Below are 23,381 nucleotides of genomic sequence, written 5' to 3' on the forward strand. Positions count from 1 at the left end.
CCGTCCCGTGATCACCGCGATCGTGCTGATCGACTGCGCCACCGACTCCATCCCCGAGGTGGCCGAGAACCTGGCCAACCTGCCCGGCGTCAGCGAGGTCTACTCGGTGGCCGGGCACGTCGACCTGATCGCCATGGTCCGGGTGCGCGAGTTCGAGCAGATCGCCCAGGTCATCGCCGGCAGCATCTCCAAGGTGCCCGGCGTGCTCAACACCGAGTCGCATATCGCGTTCCGCGCCTACTCGCAGCACGACCTGGAGGAGGCGTTCGCGATCGGGCTGGCCAGCGCCGACTGAGACGCCGGTGGCCGGCCCACCCCGGTGGGGGGCGGGCCGGCCACCGCCGGTCGTACGGCTGGGTCAGCTCTGCGCGGGCGCCGGGGTCTCCGTGGTGCCCGGAGCGGGCTCCTCGGTCCCGGTGCCGCCCGGAGCCGGCGACTCGGTGCCGCCCGGCGCCGGCGACGTGGTGCCACCGGGGCTGGCCGTGCCGCTGGCGCTGGTCTGCGGCACCGGGACGCCCAGCGTCTGGGCCAGCGCCACCAACGCGTCGTAGTGCGCCTGCAGGACCGGCAGCGCGTCCTGGGCGAGCTGCACCACCGACTGCTCGGAGCCCTGCGAGATCTCCGTCTGGGTGGCCTGGATGGCCTGCACGGTGCCGGCGAGCTGGGCGGTCACCCACGCCTTGTCGAACTGGGCGCCGTTCAGCCCGTTCAGCTTGTCGAGGACCTTCTGCTGGTCGGCGGTCGGATTGGCCGGCAACTGCACGTTGAGCTGCTGCGCGGTCGACTTCACCGTCTGGTCCAGCTGGGTGTGGTCCGTGACGAACATCTTGCCCAGGTCCTTGACCTGCTGGTTCTGGCCCTTCTGCTGGGCCAGGTTACCGGCGGTGATCTCGAACAGGTTGACCTGGTGCACCGCCTGCAGATACTGGGTGTCCTGCGTCGACGGCTGCGCCGCGGCCTGCGCCGCGGCGGCGGGCGCCAGCCCCACGACCACCAGCGCGGCCAGCAGACCCAGGCGTTTGATTCCCCACATGCGTTCCTCCCCCATGAGACGTCGGACCGCACGGATACCCGGCTGACCGGGGTTATTCCTGCGATTCCACCCGTCCGGGGCGCACCGAGCCGCCGATCGGGGCGGAAACGGACGTGGCGCCCGCCGGATCACTCCGGCGGGCGCCACGGTCAGTCGTACCCGGAAGGGTCAGCGACGGCTGTCGCCGCTGCCGATCTCCTCCCGCTCCGCTCGGGGCTCGACCGGCGGGTGACCCGGCGAGACCGGCGCCTCGGCCGGCTTCTCGATCGGGTAGAAGAAGCCCCGGATGGCGGGCCCGAGGGCGCCGAGCCGGTTCATCTTCTTCGGCACCACCCAGCCGACGTAGTCCAGCGCCGGGGCGTGGCCGTCGTGCCCGTCCGCCGACGAGAGCGGCTGGTGGACCTCGACGAACCGGCCGTCGGGCAGCCGCTTGATGATGCCGGTCTCCACGCCGTGGGCCAGCACCTCCCGGTCGTGCTGCTGGAGACCCAGGCAGATCCGGTAGGTGACGTAGTAGGCCAGCGGCGGGATGACCAGCAGACCGACCCGGCCGGCCCACGTCATCGCGTTCAAACTGATGTGGAACTTGTCGGCGATCACGTCGTTGCCGCCGGAGAGCGTCAGCACGACGTAGAAGGCGACCGCCATGGCGCCCACCGCGGTCCGGGCCGGCACGTCCCGGGGCCGCTGGAGCAGGTTGTGGTGCTTGTAGTCCTTCAGGCGGCGGGCCTCCAGGAACGGGTACATCGTCGACAGGCCCACCAGGATGCCGGGGAGCACGACCGTCGGCCAGAACAGCGGCGGGATGACGTACCCGTCGCCGATCGGGATGCTGATCTCCCAACCCGGCATGAGTCGGGTCGAGCCGTCGAGGAACATGACGTACCAGTCGGGCTGGCTGGCCGCCGAGACCACCCATGCCTCGTACGGGCCGAAGTACCAGATCGGGTTGATCTGGAAGAGGCCGCCCATCAGCGCGATCACGCCGAAGACGACCATGAAGAAGCCGCCCTGCTTGAGCGCGTAGCGCGGGAACATCCGCTCGCCGACCACGTTCTCGTTGGTCCGGCCGGGGCCGGGCCACTGGGTGTGCTTCTGCTTGAACACCAGGCCCAGGTGCACGCTGATCAGCGCCACCAGCAGGCCCGGGATGAGCAGCACGTGGGCGATGAAGAAGCGGCTGATGATGATCATGCCGGGGAACTCGCCGCCGAAGATCGACGAGCTGACCCAGGAGCCGACCACCGGGATCGACAGGATGATGCCGGAGGCGATCCGCAGGCCGGTGCCGGAGAGGCCGTCGTCCGGCAGCGAGTAGCCGGTGAAGCCGGCCAGGAAGCCGACCCAGAACAGCAGCGAGCCGATGATCCAGTTGGTCTCACGCGGCTTGCGGAACGCGCCGGTGAAGAAGACCCGGAGCATGTGCACCACGATCGCGGCCATGAACAGCAGGGCCGCCCAGTGGTGCATCTGCCGCATGATCAGACCGCCCCGGACGTCGAACGAGATGTCCAGGCTGGAGGCGTACGCGGCCGACATGGGGGTGCCCCGCAGCGGCGCGTAGCTGCCGTCGTAGGTCACCTCGGTCATCGCCGGCTCGTAGAAGAAGGTCAGGAACACACCGGTCAGCAGCAGGACCACGAACGAGAACAGCGCGATCTCACCGAGCAGGAAGGACCAGTGGTCGGGGAAGACCTTGTTCAGCAGCTTGCGCAGCGGCGTGGCGACCTGGAAGCGGTCGTCCACCGCCCCGGCGGTCTTGGCCGGCAGCGCGGCCGCATCAAACTTTCGGCGCTTCATGGCCGCTCCCAGAAGTCGGGACCGATGGTCTCGGTGTAGTCGGACCTCGCCACGAAGAAACCTTCCTCGTCCACCTCGATCGGCAGCTGCGGCAGCGGCCGGTTCGCCGGGCCGAAGATCGGCTTGGCGTTGTCGGTGATGAGGAACTGGGACTGGTGGCAGGGGCAGAGCAGGCGGTTGGTCTGCTGCTCGTAGAGGCTGGCCGGGCAACCGGCGTGCGTGCAGATCTTGGAGAACGCGACGTAGTTGCCCCACATGAAGTCGCCGCGACCCTTGCGCTCGTTGGCGGCGCGCGACTTCTGCGCGTCGTCCTCGCGCAGGTGGATCAGCAGGGTCGGCGAGTCGGCGTGCCGGTTGCTGACGCCGCCCTCGATGCCCGGGAACACGGTGAGCTGGCCGCCGACGCTGACGTCCGCCGGGCGGATCGGCCGGCCGTCCTCGCGGATGAGCCGGATCTTCTCACCGCCCTCGGCCGGCGCGAAGCCGGTGGTGAACATCTGGTTGTTCTTGTGCGGCTGCTCGATCAGGCCACCGATCAGCGGCGCCGCGGCGACCGCGCCGACCGGCGCCAGGCCGGCCAGCAGCGAGATGCCGAGCAGCGGACGTCGCTTCACGCCGAGCTCGTCGGCCAGGTAGAGCATCGTCTCGCCGGTGATCTTGCGGTCCTCCGGGTTGCCGCCCTGGTCGTGCCGGTCCTGGATCGACACCTCCTTGGGCAGCAGCTTCTTGCCCCAGGTCAGGATGCCGAAGCCGACGCCGAGCAGGGCGAGGCCCAGGGTCAGGCCGAGCAGCGGCGTGTAGAGCTTGTCGCCGCCCCGACCGGCCTCCCACTGCCACGGCCACCAGATGTAGATCACCAGGAAGGCGGTGGCGGCGACGCCGGTCAGCAGGAACATCAGCGCGACCGTACGGGTCAGCCGGCGCTCCGCCTTGCTGCCCGGGACGACCTGCTCCTCGTAGTGGACGATCTCGATGTCGTCCCGCCGGGCGCCCTCCTGGACGATCTCGAACCGGGAGAGCCGGGGGTCGTTCACGTCGACCGGCTCCCGGCCCTGCTGGGCCTGGTGCTCGGTGTGGGTGCTCATGCCGTCACCTCGCTACGCGTGGCACCGGTGGCCGGCACCAGGGCAATGATACAGATGTTCGCCTGGGTCACGACTTGCCCGCAATCCACAGGCTCGCGAAGACCAGCGCGACGATGCCGACCAGGAAGATCGCCAGACCCTCGGTCGACGGGCCGTACCGGCCCAGGTTGAAACCGCCCTGGTCCTGGTCGCTCTTCAGGGTCTCCTGGATGTAGGCGATGATGTCCGCCTTCTCCTGGGGAGTGATCTGGTTGTCGCCGAACACCGGCATGTTCTGCGGGCCGCTCAGCATGGCGGCGTAGATCTGCCGGTCGCTGGCCGGCTTGAGGCTCGGCGCGTACTTGCCGGAGGAGAGCGCCCCGCCGCCGCCGCCGAACGCGTGGCACTGCGAGCAGTTGATCCGGAACAGCTCGCCACCGGTGGACATGTTGGCGCCGTCGCGCAGGTTGCCCGACGGCACCTGCGGGCCGCCGCCGAGCTCCTGGATGTACTGCCCGAGCTGGCGCACCTGCTCGTCGGTGAACTGCGGAGGCTTGCGCATGGCCTGCGCCTCCTGCCGGGCCATCGGCATGCGACCACTGCCGACCTGGAACTCGACCGACGCCGACCCGACGCCGATCAGGCTCGGGCCCCGACCCTCGACGCCCTGGGCGTTGCGACCGTGACAGGTCACACAGCTCACGTCGAACAGCGCCTTGCCCTCGTTGCCGGCGGCGGTCAGCGGCGGGTTGTCCTGCGCCTGCACGCCCGGGGCGAAGACGGTGTAGGCGCCGCCGGCCAGCATCAGCGCGGCGGCCAGCCGGACCGCGGCACCCAGCCGGCGGCGGCCCCTGCTGCGCGCCACGGGCCGCCCGCGCAGCCGCGCGAGCAGACCGCGTCGGCGGTCGTTGTCAGAAGTCATGACCTGTGTCCTTAACCGGTTGGACCTTGTCTCAGGGGACGGAGCAGCGGCGCGGTTCGTGACGCGCCAAGATCACTGAAGCCAGTAGATCATGGCGTACAGCCCGATCCACACGACGTCGACGAAGTGCCAGTAGTAGGACACGACGATCGCCGAGGTCGCCTGCGCCGGGGTGAACCGGCCCATGGTGGTGCGGACCATGAAGATGATGAAGGCGATCAGCCCGCCGGTCACGTGCAGACCGTGGAAGCCGGTGGTCAGGTAGAACATCGACCCGTACCCGTCTTCGTTGATCTTGACGCCCTCGTGCACCAGGGTCCGGTACTCGTTCGCCTGACCGAGCACGAAGATCAGACCCATCACGAAGGTGATCGTGAACCACCGACGCAGGGCGTGGACGTCACCCTTCTCGGCCGCGAAGACACCGAGCTGGCAGGTCACCGAGGAGAGCACGAGGATCACCGTGAAGGTGGTCGCGTACGGGATGTTGAGAACCTCGGTGTGCTTCTCCCACTGCTCCGGCGCCGCCGCGCGGATCGAGAAGTACATCGCGAACAGCGCCGCGAAGAACATGAGTTCGCTGGAGAGCCACACGATCGTCCCGACGCTGACCATGTTGGGACGCGTCAGGGAGTGGATCCGGCTCTTGTCAATGGCTGGGGCCGCAGTCACGCGGTCATTATTGCCCTTGACCGGGACCGACGATCAGCGGGGTGCCAAACCGGTGCCCGCAGTGGCCCGATCGTGGCCGTCCGCTTCGCCTGACCTACCCTGAAAAGCGTGCTGCACGTCGATCAGATCCTCGCCGTCACCTCGGCGACCCTGGCAGCGGGAGGCGAGGCCGCCCCGCCACCGTTCACCGTGTCCCGGGTGCTCACCGAGACCCGGCTGGAGAGCTGGCTCACGCTGGGCCTGGTGCTCGCCGCCGGGCTCTACCTCTACGGGGTGCACCGGCTGCGGCTGCGCGGCGACCGCTGGCCGGTGCTGCGCACCGTGGCGTTCCTCGGCCCCGGCCTCGGCGGCATCGCCCTGGTCACGGTCAGCGGGCTCGGCGCGTACGACACCGCGCTGCTCTCGGTGCACATGGTGCAGCACATGGTGCTGTCGATGATCGCGCCGATCTTCCTGGCCCTGGGCGCCCCGGTGACGCTGGCGCTGCGCACGCTGCCGTTGCGACCCCGCAAGCGGCTGCTCGCGATCGTGCACAGCCGGGTGGCCCGGGTCTACAGCTTCCCGCTGGTGGCGTTCGCCATCTTCGTGGCGAACCCGTTCGTGCTCTACTTCTCGAACCTCTACGAGTTCACCCTGCGCCACGAGTGGGCGCACGAGCTGGTGCACGCGCACTTCATCATGACCGGCTGCGTCTTCTTCTGGCCGCTGCTCGGCCTGGACCCGCTGCCCGGGCGCTGGCCGTACCCGGCCCGCGCGCTGCTCATGCTGCTCTCGGTGCCGTTCCACACCGTGCTCGGGCTCACCATCATGCAGAGCACCACGCTGCTCGGCGGCGACTGGTACCCGTCGCTGAACCTGGCCTGGTCCGACCCGCGCAACGACCAGGTGGTCGCCGGCGGCATCCTCTGGGCCGGCGGCGAGTTCGTCAGCGTCACCATGCTGGCCGTGCTGGTGGTGCAGTGGATCAAACAGTCCGAGCGCGAGGCCCGCCGGCTGGACCGCGAGCTGGACCGCCAGGAGGCCCGCCAGCTCGCCACCGAGGCGAACACCGGAGCCGGGGCCGGGCCCACCGGCTGAATGTGACGCCCGCTACGATCAGCGGGCAGCTACGAGGTGGGAGCCACGTCACGATGAGCGATCGTCTTTGCACCGTCCTGCTCTACAGCGACGACCCGAAGGTCCGGGACCGGATGCGGCTCGCCGTCGGCACCCGCCCGGCGCCCGGCATCGAGATCGAGTTCGTCGAGGCGTCCGACTACGCCGGCTGCGTCCGGCTGGTCGACGACTACGAGATCGACCTGCTCCTGCTCGACGGCGAGGCGAGCCCGGGCGGCGGCATCGGCATCGCCCGGCAGATCAAGGACGACCGGGACGACGCGCCGCCGACCTGCGTGGTGCTGGCCCGCGCCGCCGACCGCTGGCTCGCCGCGTACGCCGAGGTCGACGCCACGCTGACCCACCCGCTGGACCCGGTGACCGCCGGCAGCACCGTGGCCGAGCTGCTGCGCCGCACCCACGCCGCGGCCTGAGCCGCCCCGCGGCGCCACGGCGACGCGGCCGTGGCGCGCCCCCAACCGCTTTCCCTCACGCCGCTCGGGAGGCCCTGCCATGGGCGAACGGACCTGGCCGCTGCTGCTCAACGCGCTGCTGCGCGGCGAGGAGCTCTCCGCCGCCGACACCGCCTGGGCGATGGGCGAGATCATGGCCGGCTCGGCCACCCCGGCGCAGATCGCCGGCTTCGCCGTGGCGCTGCGCACCAAGGGTGAGACCCCGGCCGAGCTGGGCGGCCTGGTCGAGGCGATGCTGACCCGCGCCGTGCCGGTGCACCTGCCCGAGGAGGTCCGCGCCACCGCGCTCGACGTGGTGGGCACCGGCGGCGACCTCGCGCACACGGTCAACATCTCCACCATGGCGGCGCTGGTGGTCGCCGGCGCCGGGGTCCGGGTGGTCAAGCACGGCAACCGGGCCGCCTCCTCCTCCTGCGGCACCGCGGACGTGCTGGAGCAGCTCGGCGTACCGCTCGACCTGGCCCCGGAGCAGGTGGCCCGCTGCGTCACCGAGGCCGGCATCGGCTTCTGCTTCGCCGCCCGGTTCCACCCCGGCATGCGACACACCGGTCCGGTCCGGCGCGAGATCGGCGTGCCCACCGCGTTCAACTTCCTCGGCCCGCTGACCAACCCGGCGCGGCCCCGCGCCGGCGCGGTCGGCTGCTTCGACCGGCGGATGGCGCCGGTGATGGCCGCCGTCTTCGCGGCGCGCGGCGACTCGGTGGTCGTGCTGCGCGGCGAGGACGGGCTGGACGAGTTCAGCACCGGCGCGCCGACCCGGGTCTGGGTGGCGCAGCAGGGCACCGTCAGGGAGTCGCTGCTGGACGCGGCGGAGCTCGGGGTGCCCCGGGCCACCCTCGCCGACCTGCGGGGCGGAGACGCCGTCTACAACGCCGACGTGGTCCGGCGGCTGCTGGCCGGCGAGACCGGGCCGGTGCGGGACGCCGTGCTGGTGAACGCCGCGGTCGCGCTGTCCACCCAGGGCCCGCTCGACGGCGACCTGCACGAGGCGCTGCGCGCCAACCTGGACCGGGCCGCCGAGTCGGTCGACTCGGGTGCCGCCGCGACCGTGTTGGACCGCTGGCTGGCGGTCGCGCGCACCGCCTGACCGGGTTCCTGTCACACCCGCGTGCCAAACTACAGGGGAGTAATTTTCCGCTTTCGGTGGAAAGCTCTGCCGGGCGATGGCCCCCCGCCACCGCCGGCACCGGAGCGAGAGGAGACGCCCGTGTCGGATCGCGAGCTCTACTGCGACACCTGTGAGGGCGTCGTGCTGTTCGAGGCGCCGGTCTGCGGCGACGGGCACGGCGCCGACTGCCCGGAGCTGGCCTGCACCGGCTGCGGCGCGGCCGTGCTGATCGCCACCGTGCCGTTCCGCCCCTCGACGCGGTCCCGCCGGCGCGCGCCGCGCCCCCTGCACCGTCACGCCGCCTGACCTCATCCCGCACCGGGCAGGATGACCGCCGAGCACGGCCGGCGCCGCCCGCGTTCCACTCCACGAGAGCCAGCTCCCGCTTCCCGAGAAACGCGTAGATCTTGGTACGAACTGGCCCCTGGAGGGGCCACCAATTACCAAGATCTCCGGCGACCCCGGCCGGACGCGTCACGCGTGTCCTCTCCCCCGGCGGCCCACCACTCCGGTGACCAAGGAGTTGGCGTCGGAGAAGAGCACTCGCGCAGACACGAACCCCTTGATCACGCGGGTGGGGGCCGGCGGCCGGCGGAACGGGCGGGGAGAAGCGGCAGGCCCGCGTCCCCGGAGGGGGCGCGGGCCTGCGGCGGAGACGGAGCGGATCAGTGCTCGGCGGTGCGGCGGGTGCCCGAGTAGTACTCGAAGAGCAGCCCGCAGGCGGCGAAGACCACCGCCACCAGGCCCAGGCCCAGCAGCCAGAACTGCCAGAACACGAGCCCCAGGCCGGCGATCGCGGCGGCCAGGGCCAGGCCGAACGGCCAGTAGCTGCCCGGGCTGAAGAAGCCGATCTCACCGGCGCCGTCGGCGATCTCGCCGTCCGGCCGGTCCTCCGGGCGCAGGTCGATGCGCCGCGAGACGAACCAGAAGAAGCCGCCGCACATCGCGCACAGCAGGAAGGAGAGCAGCAGCGCCACCGTGCCGACCCACTCGACGCGGCCGCCGCTGTCGCCGTACGTCCAGGCGCCGTAGAGCACTGTCGCGCCGAGGAGGAACGTGGCGATGGTCAGGAAGATCTTCCACTCGGTCTTCATGCCGAACCCCTCAGCTTCCCGCGCCGGCCGACGCGTCGGACGGGTTGAAGTTGGCGGTGTTGCGCCGCGTGTCGAACGGCTTCGTCTCGGTGGCGTACTCGGGCTCACCGATCGCCTTGAGCGCGTCCTGGGTCGAGTTGCCGGCCTTCTTGGCGGCCAGGAACTGCTCGAACTTCTCCGGCGAGACGACCCGCAGCTCGAAGTTCATGAACGCGTGGTAGCTGCCGCACAGCTCGGCGCAGCGGCCGACGAACGCGCCCTCCTGGTCGATGCTGGAGACCTCGAACGTGTTGCGGATGCTGCCCGGCATGACGTCGCGCTTGAACAGCAGCTCCGGCACCCAGAACGAGTGGATGACGTCGCGGCTCTGCTCCTCGAACCGGATCGACCGGCCGCTCGGCAGCACCAGCACCGGGATGACCTCGCTGGTGCCCAGCGTCGAGGCGACCGTGTTGGCGTCCCGACCTTGGCCGTCGCGGTAGTTGAACTGCCAGTTCCACTTGAACGCGACGACCTCGACGGTGACGTCGGGGTTCTTCGTCTCCTTGTTCACGTCGGTCTGCACGACCGCCGTGTAGTAGAAGAGCACGGAGACCACGAGGATCGGCGCGATGGTGTAGAGGAACTCCATCGGCAGGTTGTAGCGGGTCTGCACCGGCAGCTCGTTGCCGCGCTTGCGGTAGCGGATGACGCACCAGAAGATCAGGCCCCAGACGAAGAAGCCGACCGCCAGCGCCGCGATGCAGGACGCGATCCACAGGTCGTACATCCGGTGCGACTCGGGCGTGATGCCCCCCTGCGGCCAGCCGAACCCGGCGAACGTCTTGCCGACGTCACAGCCGGTGAGCAGAACCAGCAGCGCCGCTCCGCCGAGACCGAGCCCGGCGAGTCGACCAGCACCACGCCGCCGGCGCCCACCGGCCCCCGGGGAAGCGCTGTGCCGTACGGCCGACGGCCGTACCTCCGAACTCCTTGCGACCACCTGGTCCTGCCTCCCTAGCGCGCCGCGGCGGTTGTTCTCTGACACCGACGGCAAAGGCGTCACCGACGGTCGCAGATTACTCGACCATGGCGGGCCTGGCCGTCTTGGGGTCACTGTCCGCCCCCTTCGGGGAGATAGTGGGCGCAGCCGGGCGATAGCGTGACGGACCATGAGCGCCTCCCCGGTCTACCTGGACGCCGCCTCCGCCGTACCGCTCCATCCGGTCGCGCGGCAGGCGCTGCTGGCCGCCCTGGACGACGGCTGGGCCGACCCGGCCCGGCTCTACGCGCCGGCCCGCCGGGCCCGCCAACTCCTCGACGCCGCCCGGGAGGCCGCCGCGCAGACGCTCGGCGTCCGCGCCGACGAACTCTCCTTCACCCCCAGCGGTACGGCCGCCGCGCACGCCGCCGTGCTGGGCGGACTGGCCGGGCGGCGGCGGGCCGGCACGACGCTGGCGCACTCGGCGATCGAGCACTCGGCGGTGCTGCACGCGGCGGAACGGCACGTCGCCGGCGGGGGCGACGCGGTCTCCGTACCCGTGGACCGGCTCGGCCGGCTCGACCTGGACGCCTGGGCGGCGGCGGTGGCCGCCCCCGGCGTGGCGCTGGCCGCGCTGATCGGGGCCAGTCACGAGGTGGGCACCGTGCAACCGGTGCCGGCCGCGGCGGAGCGGTGCGCCGAGGCGGGCGTCCCGCTGTACGTGGACGCGGCCCAACTGGTCGGCCGGGCGCCGCTGCCGTCGGGCTGGTCGGTGCTGACCGCCAGCGCCCACAAGTGGGGCGGGCCGCCCGGCGTCGGGCTGCTGGTGGTGCGCAAGGGCACCCGGTGGGAGTCGCCGTTCCCGGCCGACGAGCGGGAGTCGGGGCGTACCCCGGGGGTGGTGAACCTGCCGGCGGTGGTGGCCGCGGCGGCGAGCCTGCGCGCGGCGGCGGCCGACGCGGCGGCCGAGGCGGCCCGGCTGGCGCCGCTGGTGGACCGGATCCGGGCCCGGGTGGCCGCGGAGGTGCCGGACGTGGAGGTGGTCGGCGACCCGGTGGACCGGCTCCCCCACCTGGTGACGTTCTCCTGCCTGTACGTGGACGGCGAGGCGCTGCTGCACGCGCTGGACCGGCGCGGCTTCGCGGTCTCCTCCGGCTCGTCCTGCACGTCGTCGACGCTGCGCCCGTCGCACGTGCTGGAGGCGATGGGGGTGCTGTCGCACGGCAACGTGCGGGTGTCGCTGCACCGGGACACCACCGAGGCGGACGTGGAGCGGTTCCTGGCCGAACTGCCCGGCATCGTGGCGGCCCTGCGCGCGGAGGCGGGGGTGACCGGCCTGTGAGCGCGAGCATGCTCGCGGCTGCGGGGCTCGCCGGGCCGGCTCGAGAGGTGACCCCGTGAGCGCGGACAGCGAGCCGGTCGAGGTGCTCGACTGCCGGGGCCAGCGCTGCCCGCTCCCGGTGATCAACCTGGCCCGCCGGCTGCCCGACCTGCCGGCCGGGGCAGTGGTCCGGGTGCTGGCCGACGACCCGGCCGCGGCCGTGGACATCCCGGCGTTCTGCCGGATGCGCGGCCACGAGTTCCTCGCCGCCCACCCCGACCAGGGCCCCGCCTACGACATCCGCCGCACCCACTGACCCCGCCCCCGCGCCCTGCCCCCGCGCTCCCGCGCTCCGCGCTCCCGCGCTCCCCCGCCCCGCGCCTCCGCAGATTCACGGAAAGTGTGGCTAATTCCGGCCGGTAAGCCACGCTTTCCGTGAATCTGCGCGCTCGGCGGCGGGGTGAGGGGGTGGGGTCAGGTCAGGTAGGCGAGGATGCCGGGGAGCGGGTCGGTCGCCACGGCGGTGTCGACCACCAGGCGGGGGCCGATCAGCGGCTCGTACTGGGCGCGACGGGTCAGCGTCTGCTCCCAGGTCACGGTCGCGTGCTCGCCGGGCGGTCGGCCCTCGACCCGGCGCCGGTGCTCGGCCTCGTCACCGCAGTGCACCTCGATCACCCGCAGCGGCACGCCGGCCCGTTCGGCCAGGTCGTGCCAGAGGCCGCGGGCGGCGGCGACCGGGTTCACCGCGTCGACCACCACGCTCAGCCCGAGGCCGAGCTGCACCTCGGCGAGCCCGGCGACCGCGCCGTACGCGGCCATCCCGGGCACGTCGCCGACGAGGCCGTAACGGCCCAGGGCGCGCTCGACCGGGTCGACCGGCAGGACCGGGGCGCGCAGCGCGGCGCCGACCCGGACCGCGAGCGTGCTCTTGCCCACGCCGGGCAGCCCGGCGAAGGCCACCAGCACCGGGCCGCCCGAGCCGGGACGGGCCGCGTCCGGGCCGACCCCGCCGGCCGGGCCGCTCACAGCAGGTGCGGCCGGACGTCCTCGGCGGCCGCCTCCCCGTACGACTCGGCGAGCCGCTTCACGAACAGGTCCCGGCGGACCTCGTACTCCTGGCCGCCGAAGTTCTCCAGCACCAGGGTGGCCAGCAGGCAGCCGACCTGGGCAGCGCGCTCCAGCCCGACGCCCCAGTCGAGGGCGGCGAAGAAACCGGCCCGGAAGCCGTCGCCGACGCCGGTCGGGTCGACCGCCTGGATCTCCCGCGCGATCGGCACCCGGATGGTGCCGATCTCCCGGCCGGCGATCTCCACCCCGTGCTTGCCCAGCGTGGTCACCCGCACCTTCACCCGGTCGAGCAGCTGCTCGTCGGTCAGGCCGGCCTTGCTCTGCAGCAGCGACTTCTCGTACTCGTTGGTCATCAGGTAGTCGGCGCCGTCGACCAGGCCGAGCACGTCCGCGCCGTCCATGCGGGCGAGCTGCTGGGACGGGTCGGCGACGAAGGAGTAGCCGCGGTCCCGGCACTCGGCGGAGTGCCGGATCATCGCGGCCGGGTCGTTGGCGCTGACCAGCACCAGGTCGAGGCCGCCGAGACGCTGCGCGACCGGGTCCAGCTCGATGTTGCGGGCCTCGCTCATCGCCCCGGCGTAGAAGGACGCGATCTGGCACATGTCGGTGTCGGTGGTGCAGACGAAGCGGGCGGTGTGCGCGACCTCGCTGACGTGCACCGAGTCGCAGTCGACGCCGTGCCGCTCCAGCCAGGAGCGGTAGTCGGCGAAGTCGGCGCCGACCGCGCCGAGCAGCACCGGGCGCAGCCCGAGCTGGGCCATGCCGAACGCGATGTTGGCCGCGGTGCCGCCGCGCCGGAGCACCAGCTCGTCGACGAGGAAGGAGAGCGAGACCTTGTCGAGCTGGTCCGCGATGAGCTGGTCGGCGAAGCGGCCGGGGAAGCTCATCAGGTGGTCGGTCGCGATCGAGCCGGTCACGGCGATCTTCATGTCAACCCTCGTGGTCGGGAGCACGGCGCGGTCAGCCTACCGGTCGTTCCGGTGGCCCGGTCGACGGTCGGTCGCGAACCGGTCGTCCCCCGCACATCCGGATGTCACCGGGCGGACAGCACGAAACGGCGGGACCACCCCGAGGGGTGGTCCCGCCGTCGTTCGTCGGGCGTTTCGGCCCGTCGACTCAGCTGAACGAGTCGCCGCAGGCGCAGGAGCTGCCGGCGTTCGGGTTGTCGATGGTGAAGCCCTGGGCGTCGATCCGGTCGGCGAAGTCGATGGTGGCGCCGGTCAGGTAGGGGGCGCTCATCCGGTCGACGACGACCTCGACACCGCCGAAGTCGGTGACGACGTCACCGTCGAGCGACCGCTCGTCGAAGAAGAGCTGGTATCGCAGGCCGGAGCAGCCACCCGGCTGCACAGCGACCCGGAGCCGCAGGTCGTCGCGGCCCTCCTGCTCGATCAGGGCCTTGACCTTCTGCGCCGCGACGTCGGTGAGGACGACGCTGCTGGGGGCCTGGGTGGCCTCGGTCGACTCGGTCTGCGCTGGCGTGGTCACGTGGAAGTCTCCCTGCGCGGTATGAGGTCCGGACGTACTGGCCAACGCCGCACGTCCGCCAGTATTCCCGGTGGTCCGTGTCCGATCGTACGCCGCTGTCGGCGCCGCCACCCGTCGGCGTGACCAGCGGAACGCCGGTCAGCGGCTCCACTGGCCGGCCAGCCGGGCGCCGAGCGCCCGCAGCCCCTCGGCGGGCCGCTCCATCGCCGCCGCCACGCCCCCGCGCTCCTCGCCGCCGAAGTGCTCGACCAGGCTGTGCGCCTCGGTCACGCCGACCGCGGCGGCCTCCCGTCGCCCGGTGCTCACCCGTCCCGCCAGCACCACGCACGGCACACCGCGGTCGCGGGCCGCCCCGGCCACGCCGGCGACCACCTTGCCGCGCAGCGACTGGTGGTCGAAGGAGCCCTCGCCGGTGATCACCAGGTCGGCGACGTCCAGCGCGGTGTCCAGCCCGACCGCGCGGGTGACCAGGCCGATGCCGGACTCGCGCCGGCCGCCGAGGGCCAGCACCGCCGCGCCGAGGCCGCCGGCCGCGCCGCCGCCGGGCAGCGCGCCGAGCCCGGCCGGGCAGCCGGGCAGCGACTCGGTCAGCACGTCCGCCCAGCGCTCCAGCGCGGCGTCCAGCAGCAGCACGTCCGCCCGGTCGGCGCCCTTCTGCGGGCCGAAGACGCTGCTCGCGCCGTGCAGCCCGAGCAGCGGGTTGTCCACGTCGGTGGCGGCGACCAGCGCCGCGCCGCGCAACCGGGGTACGCCGTCGAGCGCGGCCACCGCGGCCAGCGCCGCCCCGCCGTACGGCAGCGCCCGGCCGGCGGAGTCGAGTGCTGTGACGCCGAGCGGGACGAGCATGCCGGCGCCGCCGTCGTTGGTGGCCGAGCCGCCCAGCCCGAGCACCACGGTCCGCGCCCCCGCCTCGACCGCGGCGGCGATCAGCAGTCCCAGCCCGTACGAGGTGGTGGCCTTCGGGTCGCGTTCGGCGGCGGACAGCAGGTGCAGGCCGCACGCCTGGGCGCTCTCCAGGTAGGCCACGCCGTCGTCGGTGAGCAGGATCTCACCGGCGGCGGGGCGGCCCAGCGGGTCGACCGTGGGCACCGGCAGCCGCCGTCCGGGCAGCGCCCCGGCGAGCACCTCGACGAACCCGGGCCCGCCGTCGGCCAGCGGTCTCAGCAGCAGGTCGTCGCCGGGGGCGACGGTCCGCCAGCCGTCGGCGACCGCGGCGGCCACCTCCGGGGCTGGCAGGGTGCCGGCGAACTTGTCCGGACAGAGCAGCACGCGCATGCCGAGCAGTGTGGCAGGCCACATCGGCGGCGGCTGCGCGGCGGCCGGGCTGTGGGACCATGGGGGTGTGACGTCGACCTGGGTTGAGCCCTCCAACACCGCCACTGCGCTGCTGCTCCTCGGCCGTGGCAGCGATCCCGCCACCGAGCGTGGCGTGGAGTGTCCGGGTGACCTCCCCGCGCCGAGCGATCCCGACCTGGTGGCCCGCGCGGCCGCCGCGAAGGCCGCGCTCGGCACGAAGGTGTTCGTGCTGGGCCACCACTACCAGCGCGACGAGGTCATCCAGTTCGCCGATGTGACTGGCGACTCGTTCAAGCTGGCCCGGGAGGCGGCGGCCCGCCCGGACGCCGAATACATCGTCTTCTGCGGCGTGCACTTCATGGCCGAGAGCGCGGACATCCTCACCTCGGACGCGCAGAAGGTGATCCTGCCCGACCTCGCGGCCGGCTGCTCGATGGCCGACATGGCCGCGTTGTCGCAGGTCGAGGCCGCCTGGGACACGTTGACCGAGGTGGGCGTGGCGGCGGACACCGTCCCGGTGACCTACATGAACTCCTCGGCCGACATCAAGGGTTTCGTCGGCCGGCACGACGGCGTGGTCTGCACCTCGTCGAACGCCAAGCGCGCCCTGGACTGGGCGTTCGAGCAGGGCCGCAAGGTGCTGTTCCTGCCCGACCAGCACCTGGGCCGCAACACGGCGGTGCTGGAGATGGGCTTCTCGCTGGACGACTGCGTGCTCTACGACCCGCACAAGCCGGGCGGCGGGCTCACCCCGGAGCAGCTTCGCGACGCGAAGATGATCCTGTGGCGCGGGCACTGCTCGGTGCACGGCCGGTTCACGCTGGAGAGCGTGCACGACGTGCGGGCCCGAGTGCCCGGCGTGAACGTGCTGGTGCACCCGGAGTGCCGCCACGAGGTGGTCACCGCCGCCGACCTGGTGGGCTCCACCGAGTTCATCATCAAGGCCATCGAGGCGGCCCCGGCCGGCTCGGCGTGGGCGGTGGGCACCGAGCTGAACCTGGTCCGGCGGCTCGCGCTGGCCCACCCGGACAAGCAGATCATGTTCCTCGACCGGGCGGTCTGCTACTGCTCGACGATGAACCGGATCGACCTGCCGCACCTGGTCTGGGCGTTGGAGGAGCTGGTCGCCGGCCGCGTGGTCAACCAGATCACGGTGGATCCGGAAACCGCCGGGCACGCCCGCGCGGCGCTGGACCAGATGCTGGCGCTACCGGGCACCTGATCACTCTCGGTGAGTTCGCTGGCACGGAAACGCACCGGAGGCCCCGGTTCGTGCCCCCGCTGGCGATGTGACCGATTCCATTCTCGTCACGGAGGGCTATGCTGCCGGGGCGACGACATACGCGTGCCGGTTTTCCCATGGCCGCGATCCGGGTAGCGATGAGCAATCGCGAACCCCCCCACCTACACGGCAACACCCAACGCGCTGGAGGTTGCGTTGACCGACGACGTCCTGGTCGTACACGGAGGCACTCCGCTCGAAGGGCGGATCCGCGTGCGCGGCGCGAAGAACCTCGTGTCCAAGGCGATGGTCGCCGCCCTGCTCGGCGACACACCCAGCCGACTGTTCGACGTGCCCCGCATCCGTGACGTCGAGGTGGTCCGCGGGCTGCTCGGCCTGCACGGGGTGAAGGTGACCGACGGCACCGAGGACGGCGAGCTGGTCTTCGACCCGTCCAACGTCGAGAGCGCCAGCACCGACCAGATCAACGTGCACGCCGGGTCCAGCCGGATCCCGATCCTGTTCTGCGGGCCGCTGCTGCACCGGCTCGGCCACGCGTTCATCCCCGACCTGGGCGGCTGCCACATCGGCCCGCGCCCGATCGACTTCCACCTCCAGGCGCTGCGCGAGTTCGGCGCGACTGTCGACAAGACCCCCGAGGGCCTGCACCTGTCGGCGCCGAACGGGCTGCACGGCACCAAGTTCGCCCTGCCGTACCCGAGCGTCGGCGCCACCGAGCAGGTGCTGCTGACCGCGGTGATGGCCGAGGGCGTCACCGAGCTGCGCAACGCCGCGGTCGAGCCCGAGATCATCGACCTGATCTGCATCCTGCAGAAGATGGGCGCGATCATCAAGGTCCACACCGACCGGGTGATCGAGATCCAGGGCGTCAAGAAGTTGCACGGCTACACCCACCGGCCGATCCCGGACCGGATCGAGGCCGCGAGCTGGGCGGCGGCGGCGCTGGCCACCCGCGGTCACGTCGAGGTGCTCGGCGCGCAGCAGGCCGACATGATGACGTTCCTGAACATCTTCCGCTCCGTCGGCGGCGAGTACGAGGTCACCGACGCCCGGCCGCCGAAGCTCGGCGACCCGGGCCAGGAGGGCGGCATCCGGTTCTGGCACCCGGGCGGCGAGCTGAACGCGGTGGCACTGGAGACCGACGTGCACCCCGGCTTCATGACCGACTGGCAGCAGCCGCTGGTGGTCGCGCTCACCCAGGCGCGGGGCCTGTCGATCGTCCACGAGACGGTCTACGAGCAGCGGCTCGGCTACACCGAGGCGCTGAACACGATGGGCGCCAACATCCAGGTCTACCGGGACTGCCTCGGCGGCACCCCGTGCCGCTTCGGCCGGCGCAATTTCAAGCACTCGGCGGTGATCGCCGGCCCGAGCAAGCTGCACGCGGCCGACCTGGTCATCCCGGACCTGCGGGCCGGCTTCAGCCACCTCATCGCGGCGCTGGCCGCCGAGGGCACCTCCCGGGTGTACGGCGTCGACCTGATCAACCGGGGCTACGAGGACTTCGAGGCCAAGCTGGCCGACCTGGGCGCGCACGTCGAGCGTCCCTGACCCGCCGTCTCCCGAGCCCGGTGCACCGCGATGTGCACCGGGCTCGACCGGTTGGCTACCCTTGCCGGCGTGCCGTCGCTGTTTCGCCGCAAGTCCGCCGACCTCGTCGAGGAGTCCGTCACCACGGTGACGACCGACGAGGAGTCCGCCGCTGCCCGGCCCCGGGGCTACACGCCCAGCAAGAAGGAGCTCGGGCGGACCACCCCGAAGCGCCCGGCCGCCGGTCGCCGGCCGGCTGCGCCGGCCCGCCCGCTGACCAAGGAGGAGGCCCGGGAGCAGCGCCGCGTGGCGCGCGCCGAGTCCGCCGCCGAGTTCCGCCGCGAGGGCGGCCCGCGTGACCGGGGCCCGGAGCGGCTGCTGGCCCGCAACGTGGTCGACTCCCGGCGTACGGTCGGCACCTGGTTCTTCGGCGGCGCGCTTATCGTGCTGGTCGGCTCCAACCAGGCGATGCCGCCGATCGTGCGGCTGCTGTCCAACCTGCTCTGGGGCGCGCTGGCCCTGGGCGTGCTGATCGACTCGGTGCTGATCGCCCGGAAGATCAAGAAGCTGGTCCGCGAGCGCTTCCCGAAGAGCACCGAGAAGCTCGGCTCGCTCTACTTCTACGCGATCATGCGGTCGATCACGTTCCGCAAGATGCGCGCCCCCGCCCCTCGCGTCGCCATCGGCGACAAGATCTGAGTGTTAAGCGGGGCCCCTTCCTATACGCCAGGCGTTAACAGGGGGCCCCTCCTTTCGCTGCGGTAGAGGCGGGCGACGACCTCCTCGATGTCCGGCTCCACGATCGAGATGTCCCGCAACGTGGCCAGGCCGGCCAGCCCGGCCACCACCTCGGCGACGCTCGCTCGTTCCAGCGCGAAGACCAGCCGCCGCCCGTCGGCCTCCACCCGCTGCACCGGCGCGCCGGGCAGCACCGGCGGCTCGGCCAGCGCGGTGTCCAGCTCGGCGACCACCATCCGGCGCGAGCCGTACCGGTGGTGCAGCTCGGCGATCGAACCGTCGTGCACCACCCGGCCGTGGTCGATGACCACCAGCCGGTGGCAGAGCCGTTCGATGTCGGCCAGGTCGTGCGTGGTGAGCACCAGCGTGGTGTCGCCGGCCCGGCCCAGCTCGGCCAGGAAGCCACGGACCGCCTGCTTGCTCACCACGTCCAGGCCGATGGTCGGCTCGTCCAGGAAGAGCACCTCCGGGCCGTGCAGCAGCGCCGCGGTCAGCTCGCCGCGCATCCGCTGGCCGAGGGAGAGCTGCCGGACCGGGATGTTCAGGAACGCGTCCAGGTCGAGCAGGTCGCGGCACCGGGCCAGCCGCGCGGCGTGCGCGGCGGCCGGCACCCGGTAGACGTGCCGCAGCAGGTCGAACGAGTCCCGCAGCGGCAGGTCCCACCAGAGCTGGGACCGCTGCCCGAACACCACCCCGATGCGCAGCGCCAACCGGGTCCGGTCGGCGACCGGCCGCAGCCCGCAGACCCGGGCGCGGCCCGCCGACGGCATGAGCACACCGGTGAGCATCTTCAGCGTGGTCGACTTCCCGGCGCCGTTCGGGCCGATGTAGCCGAGCATCTCGCCGCGCTCCACCCGCAGGTCGATCCCGTCGACCGCGGTCACCGTCCGCTTCTCGCGGCGCAACCGCCCGGCCCGGACCCGCACCGTGAACTCCTTGCGCAGCCCGTCCATCTCGATGACGCTCATGACCCCGTACTCCGGTAGTGACGGACCCCGACGCGCCAGGACAGCGCCGCGACCGCCGCCGCGACCAGCGCGACGCCCGGCGCGGCCCAACCCACCCAGGTCGGCAGGCCGAGCGGGTCGGCGCGGCCGAGCAGCGCCAGCGCCGGGTGGTAACTGACGAAGGCGAACCCCATCCCGTACGCGAACACCGCGCGGAACCACCCGCCGAAGACGGTGATCGGGTACGAGGTGAAGTCGCGCCCGCCGTAGGTGACCGAGTTGGCCAGCTCGCCGGAGTCGACCCAGTAGAACGACACCGTGGCGGTGGTGACGAAGACCGAGGCGAAGAAGACCACCGCGGCCGGCGGAGCGACCACGGCCAGCGCGATTCGGCCCGGGGTCCAGTCGATCCCGGCCGAGGCGAGCGCGAACAGCAGCACGGCCAGCCCGAACACGGCCCGGGACGCCTTGCGCAGCGGCAGGTCCATCAGGAGCAGTTGCGGCAGCGCGGCGAGCGGGCGGACCAGCACCGCGTCGAAGAGGCCGGTGCGCACGTACCGGGGCAGTCGTTCGACGTTGCCGACCAGCAGGTCGGCGGCGGCGAACCCGCACGACGACAGCCCGACCACTACCAGCGTCTCGCGCAGCGTGAAGCCGCCCAGCTCCCGCGTCACCCCGAAGATCACCAGGACGGTGACCACGTCGAACACGGTCGCGCCCACGTTGCCGACCAGGTCGACCACGAACGACGTGCGGTAGGCCGCCTGCGCACGCGCCTGCGCGCCGAGCAGCGCCCGGTACGCCCGCAGCGCCCCACCCCCGCCCCCCACCTCAGCCACCCTGGGCGCACTGGCGTGCTCAGCCACCCTGCACCACCAGGCGGCGCTCGGCCCGGCGCTGGACGAACCGGCAGAGCGCCAGCAGCAGCACCGCCCAGCCGAGCTGGAGCCCGACCAGGCCGAGACCCGTCGACATCGACTCCCGCTCGACCAGCACGTCCAGCGGGACCTGGAGGAGGCTCGGGAACGGGGTGGCGTAGCGCAGGGTCGCCTCCAACCAGCCCGGGAGGAAGCCGAGCGGGAAGTAGAGCCCGGCCAGCACGCCCGAGCCCAGCGTCCAGAGGATCATCGGGCCCCGGACGTCCTGCAACCAGTACGCGGTGGCGTTGACCAGGTAGCGGGCACCGAAGCAGACCACCACCGCGAGCACGGCGGAGAGCAGGAACAGCGGCACGGTGGCCCAGTGGCGGGGCAGGTACACCGCGAAGAAGAACGGGCCGACCACCAGCGGGGGCAGTAGCCGGGCGAGCGCGGCGAACCCGGCCCGACCCAGGTCGACCGCGAGATAGTTGGTCACCGGGTGCACCGGCCGCAGCAGGTCGGCGGCCACCTCGCCGGAGCGGATCCGGTCGGCCAGGTCGGTCCAGCCCCAGATGGCGATGACCGCCAGCAACCCCTGCCCGGCCCAGACGAACGTGGCGAGCTGCGCCCGGTCGTAGCCGGCGACGGTGCCCGCCGCGCCGGTGGCGGCGAGGAAGATGTAGCAGCGCAGGAAGCCGAACACGGTGTTGGTCACCACGCCGGCCACGGCCGCCTGGCGGTAGGTGGCGTGTCGACGGAAGCCAGCCGCCACTATCGCGCCGAATGTCCGAAACCATGGGGTAACGTGTCCGTCGGTGGGTGACGCCACAGTGGCGGTGACCGAGCCCACGCCGTTACCCTCCTTCCGCAGCCAAGACGTGCTGGCCGGGCGACTCTACGGCACGTCCGACGCCCCAGCGCGACAATTTCCAACGAGGTGACACCGCCGTGAGCGAGCGACGCGAGCCGGTTCCGGGGCCGCGCCGCGCGAGCCGCGGAAGAGGCTGCCGATGAGTGGCTGGGGCAGTTGGCGCGAGCCGGCCGAACCAGCCTGGGCGCTCGAGCCCACCCACGAGTGGCAGCCGCAGTTTCCCGGGCAGCGCTACCCGGGTGACATCGGCCTCGAACACCTGACGCCCCCGCCGCGTCGCCGGGCCGTGGTCGGACGCGCCGAGGTACGCCCGGTCAGCCCCGCCCCCGACACCGCGCACCCGATCAGCCCGGCGCCGTCCGACGCGTACCCGGTGAGCCCGGCGGGCACGCGCGGGGCGCACCCCGTCAGCCCCGCCGGACCGCGCGGGACGTACCCGGTCAGCCCGGCCGGACCGCGCGGGACGTACCCGGTCAGCCCCGCCGGACCGCGCGGAACGTACCCCGTCAGCCCGGCCGGACCGCGCGGGACGTACCCGGTCAGCCCGGCCGGACCGCGCGGGACGTACCCCGTCAGCCCGGCCGGGCCGGACGAGCCGTCCGGGCAGCGTCCGGTCGGCGCGCCGGGTGAGTGGCGCGGCGTGCCGGACCGGTCCGGCACGGACAGTCGACGGCCCCGGCCGGCGGACCGGACCCCGCCCGGCCCGCCTTCCTCGCCCGAACGCTTCGACCAGCGCTGGACACACCCGGGGACACCGTCACACCGGTCCGCCCCGCCCGCGCCGGGCTGGATGCCGGAGCCGAGCGAACTCCCACAACCCGCGGCGGGCTGGTCCGAGCGCCGCCGGCCGGTGGACGGGCACCGTCCTCTGGTGGACGGTCGCGAGGCCGTGTCCGACGGCCGACGCGGGCCGGCGGCCGACGCGGCGCGGGATCCCGCACCCGGCCGACCGGCGGACCGCCACAGTCAGGCCGCTCCCCCGCCCGAGCGCGGCACGCCGTCGTACGGCGAGCCGGGCCGTGCCGGTTGGCGCGAACCGGGACCGCGTACCCCGGCGGACCGACGCGAGCCGGGAGGCGGCCGGTGGGCGGACGGCCCGCCGCGCCGGGACCCCGCCGTCCCCACCGGGACCGACCGGCACGGCGCCCCGCGTCCCTCGGTCGACAGACGGTGGGACGGCCAGCCTCCGCCGGCCGACCGGATGCACGCCCCGCAGGGCGAGTGGCCGGTGATCGAGCGGCGACCGCGTAGCGAGCCGGCCGCGTACCGGCCCGACGAGCGGTCCCGCCCGCCCGCGGAGCGGCCGGCCCCGGACGGGTACCCGGTCCGCCCGACCGACGACCCGCGCCGCGACGGCCGCCGCCCGGAGCAGGACGGCCCGGCCCGCCCCCGCCCGGAGCCCCGGGACGCCCGGCCGCCCGTCGGGCCCTCCGAGTACCGGCCCCGGCCGGCACAGTGGCCGGGACACCCCGACGAGCACACACCGGTCCGTGCCGGCGACGCACCGGCGCGACCGGAACCGCCGGCCCGACCGGCCGAGCCGCTGCGGTCCGCTCCGCCGGCGCCGGGTCGCTACGACGAGATCCACCGCCCGGCTGCCGAGCACGACCGGCGGGCGTCCGCCGGACCGGCCGCCACCGCGCCCGTCTCCGGCGCTCCCGTCCACAGCGGGCCCGGAGCCGGCGTGCCCGCGTCCGGCATGCCCGCGTCCGGCATGCCCGCGTCCGGCATGCCCGCGTCCGGCATGCCCGCGTCCGGCATGCCCGCGTCCGGCATGCCCGCGTCCGGCATGCCCGG

At 72.8% G+C, this 23,381-nt stretch carries 24 protein-coding genes and 1 pseudogene; 11 read left to right on the forward strand and 14 right to left on the reverse strand.

What is annotated here, in order from left to right:
- The first annotated feature begins 7 nt into the window (after window positions 1–7).
- A complete protein-coding gene (locus ACH495_RS21575) occupies window positions 8–295 on the forward strand; it encodes an Lrp/AsnC ligand binding domain-containing protein (RefSeq protein ID WP_343445870.1) in 288 nt (95 codons plus the stop codon).
- Between the two features lie 63 nt (window positions 296–358).
- Here the strand turns inward: ACH495_RS21575 and ACH495_RS21580 are convergent, their stop codons facing one another.
- The 5 genes from ACH495_RS21580 to ACH495_RS21600 all read right to left on the reverse strand — a co-directional run bounded on the left by ACH495_RS21580 (window position 359) and on the right by ACH495_RS21600 (window position 5,491).
- Window positions 359–1,033 carry a DUF4142 domain-containing protein gene (locus tag ACH495_RS21580; RefSeq protein WP_396859500.1) on the reverse strand — a complete coding sequence of 225 codons (675 nt, stop codon included), beginning with the start codon at window positions 1,031–1,033 and terminating at the stop codon, window positions 359–361.
- Window positions 1,034–1,201: 168 nt separating this feature from the next.
- On the reverse strand, window positions 1,202–2,833 hold the full coding sequence (locus ACH495_RS21585) for a cytochrome b N-terminal domain-containing protein (protein WP_396859501.1): 1,632 nt from the start codon (window positions 2,831–2,833) through the stop codon (window positions 1,202–1,204).
- Window positions 2,830–3,918, reverse strand: coding sequence for a ubiquinol-cytochrome c reductase iron-sulfur subunit (locus tag ACH495_RS21590; protein WP_396859502.1), 1,089 nt, complete (start codon window positions 3,916–3,918; stop codon window positions 2,830–2,832). Before ACH495_RS21590 ends, ACH495_RS21585 begins: the two co-directional genes overlap by 4 nt.
- A 67-nt stretch (window positions 3,919–3,985) precedes the next feature.
- The gene (locus ACH495_RS21595; protein WP_343445866.1) at window positions 3,986–4,819 is read right to left on the reverse strand and encodes a c-type cytochrome; all 834 of its coding nucleotides are present in this window, start codon (window positions 4,817–4,819) and stop codon (window positions 3,986–3,988) included.
- Between the two features lie 72 nt (window positions 4,820–4,891).
- On the reverse strand, window positions 4,892–5,491 hold the full coding sequence (locus tag ACH495_RS21600) for a heme-copper oxidase subunit III (protein WP_091059316.1): 600 nt from the start codon (window positions 5,489–5,491) through the stop codon (window positions 4,892–4,894).
- A gap of 111 nt (window positions 5,492–5,602) precedes the next feature.
- On the opposite strand from ACH495_RS21600, the gene ACH495_RS21605 reads away from it, so the two are divergent.
- From ACH495_RS21605 to ACH495_RS21620, 4 genes are all read left to right on the forward strand, one after another.
- Window positions 5,603–6,568 (forward strand): cytochrome c oxidase assembly protein, encoded by a 966-nt coding sequence (locus tag ACH495_RS21605; RefSeq protein WP_396859567.1) that lies wholly within the window; start codon window positions 5,603–5,605, stop codon window positions 6,566–6,568.
- 53 nt (window positions 6,569–6,621) lie between these two features.
- The gene (locus ACH495_RS21610; RefSeq protein ID WP_396859503.1) at window positions 6,622–7,020 is read left to right on the forward strand and encodes a hypothetical protein; all 399 of its coding nucleotides are present in this window, start codon (window positions 6,622–6,624) and stop codon (window positions 7,018–7,020) included.
- Window positions 7,021–7,099: 79 nt separating this feature from the next.
- Window positions 7,100–8,146 carry an anthranilate phosphoribosyltransferase gene (gene trpD, locus ACH495_RS21615; RefSeq protein ID WP_396859504.1) on the forward strand — a complete coding sequence of 349 codons (1,047 nt, stop codon included), beginning with the start codon at window positions 7,100–7,102 and terminating at the stop codon, window positions 8,144–8,146.
- 120 nt (window positions 8,147–8,266) lie between these two features.
- Window positions 8,267–8,473 carry a hypothetical protein gene (locus ACH495_RS21620; protein WP_396859505.1) on the forward strand — a complete coding sequence of 69 codons (207 nt, stop codon included), beginning with the start codon at window positions 8,267–8,269 and terminating at the stop codon, window positions 8,471–8,473.
- A gap of 359 nt (window positions 8,474–8,832) precedes the next feature.
- On the opposite strand, the gene ACH495_RS21625 is transcribed toward ACH495_RS21620, so the two are convergent.
- Together ACH495_RS21625 and coxB are read right to left on the reverse strand one after the other, a co-directional pair.
- Window positions 8,833–9,261 carry a cytochrome c oxidase subunit 4 gene (locus tag ACH495_RS21625; RefSeq protein ID WP_396859506.1) on the reverse strand — a complete coding sequence of 143 codons (429 nt, stop codon included), beginning with the start codon at window positions 9,259–9,261 and terminating at the stop codon, window positions 8,833–8,835.
- Between the two features lie 10 nt (window positions 9,262–9,271).
- Complete coding sequence (coxB, locus tag ACH495_RS21630; RefSeq protein WP_396859507.1) at window positions 9,272–10,243, reverse strand: cytochrome c oxidase subunit II; 972 nt, start codon at window positions 10,241–10,243, stop codon at window positions 9,272–9,274.
- Window positions 10,244–10,412: 169 nt separating this feature from the next.
- Here coxB and ACH495_RS21635 point away from each other — a divergent pair, with 169 nt between their 5' ends.
- Both ACH495_RS21635 and ACH495_RS21640 read left to right on the forward strand, forming a co-directional pair.
- Window positions 10,413–11,564 (forward strand): cysteine desulfurase family protein, encoded by a 1,152-nt coding sequence (locus tag ACH495_RS21635; protein ID WP_396859508.1) that lies wholly within the window; start codon window positions 10,413–10,415, stop codon window positions 11,562–11,564.
- A gap of 55 nt (window positions 11,565–11,619) precedes the next feature.
- On the forward strand, window positions 11,620–11,859 hold the full coding sequence (locus tag ACH495_RS21640) for a sulfurtransferase TusA family protein (protein WP_396859509.1): 240 nt from the start codon (window positions 11,620–11,622) through the stop codon (window positions 11,857–11,859).
- A 158-nt stretch (window positions 11,860–12,017) separates the two neighbouring features.
- Here ACH495_RS21640 and ACH495_RS21645 read toward each other — a convergent pair whose 3' ends face one another.
- The 4 genes from ACH495_RS21645 to ACH495_RS21660 all read right to left on the reverse strand — a co-directional run bounded on the left by ACH495_RS21645 (window position 12,018) and on the right by ACH495_RS21660 (window position 15,398).
- Window positions 12,018–12,569, reverse strand: a complete 552-nt coding sequence (locus tag ACH495_RS21645) for an AAA family ATPase (RefSeq protein WP_396859510.1) — start codon at window positions 12,567–12,569, stop codon at window positions 12,018–12,020.
- On the reverse strand, window positions 12,566–13,540 hold the full coding sequence (locus tag ACH495_RS21650; protein ID WP_396859511.1) for a carbohydrate kinase family protein: 975 nt from the start codon (window positions 13,538–13,540) through the stop codon (window positions 12,566–12,568). The genes ACH495_RS21645 and ACH495_RS21650 overlap by 4 nt, the downstream gene beginning before the upstream one ends.
- A 187-nt stretch (window positions 13,541–13,727) precedes the next feature.
- Window positions 13,728–14,099: an iron-sulfur cluster insertion protein ErpA gene (gene erpA / locus ACH495_RS21655; RefSeq protein ID WP_396859512.1), complete on the reverse strand. Its 372-nt coding sequence runs from the start codon at window positions 14,097–14,099 to the stop codon at window positions 13,728–13,730.
- A gap of 138 nt (window positions 14,100–14,237) precedes the next feature.
- On the reverse strand, window positions 14,238–15,398 hold the full coding sequence (locus tag ACH495_RS21660; RefSeq protein WP_396859513.1) for a glycerate kinase: 1,161 nt from the start codon (window positions 15,396–15,398) through the stop codon (window positions 14,238–14,240).
- Between the two features lie 43 nt (window positions 15,399–15,441).
- Between ACH495_RS21660 and nadA the strand changes: the two genes are divergently transcribed.
- The 3 genes from nadA to ACH495_RS21675 all read left to right on the forward strand — a co-directional run bounded on the left by nadA (window position 15,442) and on the right by ACH495_RS21675 (window position 18,867).
- Window positions 15,442–16,617 (forward strand): quinolinate synthase NadA, encoded by a 1,176-nt coding sequence (gene nadA, locus ACH495_RS21665; protein WP_396859514.1) that lies wholly within the window; start codon window positions 15,442–15,444, stop codon window positions 16,615–16,617.
- Window positions 16,618–16,833: 216 nt separating this feature from the next.
- A complete protein-coding gene (gene murA / locus ACH495_RS21670; protein ID WP_089157291.1) occupies window positions 16,834–18,189 on the forward strand; it encodes a UDP-N-acetylglucosamine 1-carboxyvinyltransferase in 1,356 nt (451 codons plus the stop codon).
- 30 nt (window positions 18,190–18,219) lie between these two features.
- The gene (locus ACH495_RS21675) at window positions 18,220–18,867 is read left to right on the forward strand and encodes a DUF3043 domain-containing protein (protein WP_396859515.1); all 648 of its coding nucleotides are present in this window, start codon (window positions 18,220–18,222) and stop codon (window positions 18,865–18,867) included.
- Between the two features lie 20 nt (window positions 18,868–18,887).
- Here ACH495_RS21675 and ACH495_RS21680 read toward each other — a convergent pair whose 3' ends face one another.
- From ACH495_RS21680 to ACH495_RS21690, 3 genes are read right to left on the reverse strand one after another with little or no spacing between them, the layout of a single operon-like run.
- The gene (locus ACH495_RS21680; protein WP_396859516.1) at window positions 18,888–19,874 is read right to left on the reverse strand and encodes an ATP-binding cassette domain-containing protein; all 987 of its coding nucleotides are present in this window, start codon (window positions 19,872–19,874) and stop codon (window positions 18,888–18,890) included.
- Window positions 19,871–20,692, reverse strand: coding sequence for an ABC transporter permease (locus ACH495_RS21685; protein WP_396859517.1), 822 nt, complete (start codon window positions 20,690–20,692; stop codon window positions 19,871–19,873). Before ACH495_RS21685 ends, ACH495_RS21680 begins: the two co-directional genes overlap by 4 nt.
- 19 nt (window positions 20,693–20,711) lie before the next feature.
- Window positions 20,712–21,563 carry an ABC transporter permease gene (locus ACH495_RS21690; RefSeq protein WP_396859518.1) on the reverse strand — a complete coding sequence of 284 codons (852 nt, stop codon included), beginning with the start codon at window positions 21,561–21,563 and terminating at the stop codon, window positions 20,712–20,714.
- Between the two features lie 160 nt (window positions 21,564–21,723).
- Between ACH495_RS21690 and ACH495_RS21695 the strand changes: the two are divergent.
- Window positions 21,724–23,381 (forward strand): annotated as a pseudogene (locus tag ACH495_RS21695) (hypothetical protein); the annotation flags it as partial.

Origin of the sequence: Micromonospora sp. NPDC018662 (genome assembly GCF_044391475.1) — a bacterium.
In the GTDB taxonomy this organism is placed as follows: Bacteria; Actinomycetota; Actinomycetes; order Mycobacteriales; family Micromonosporaceae; genus Micromonospora.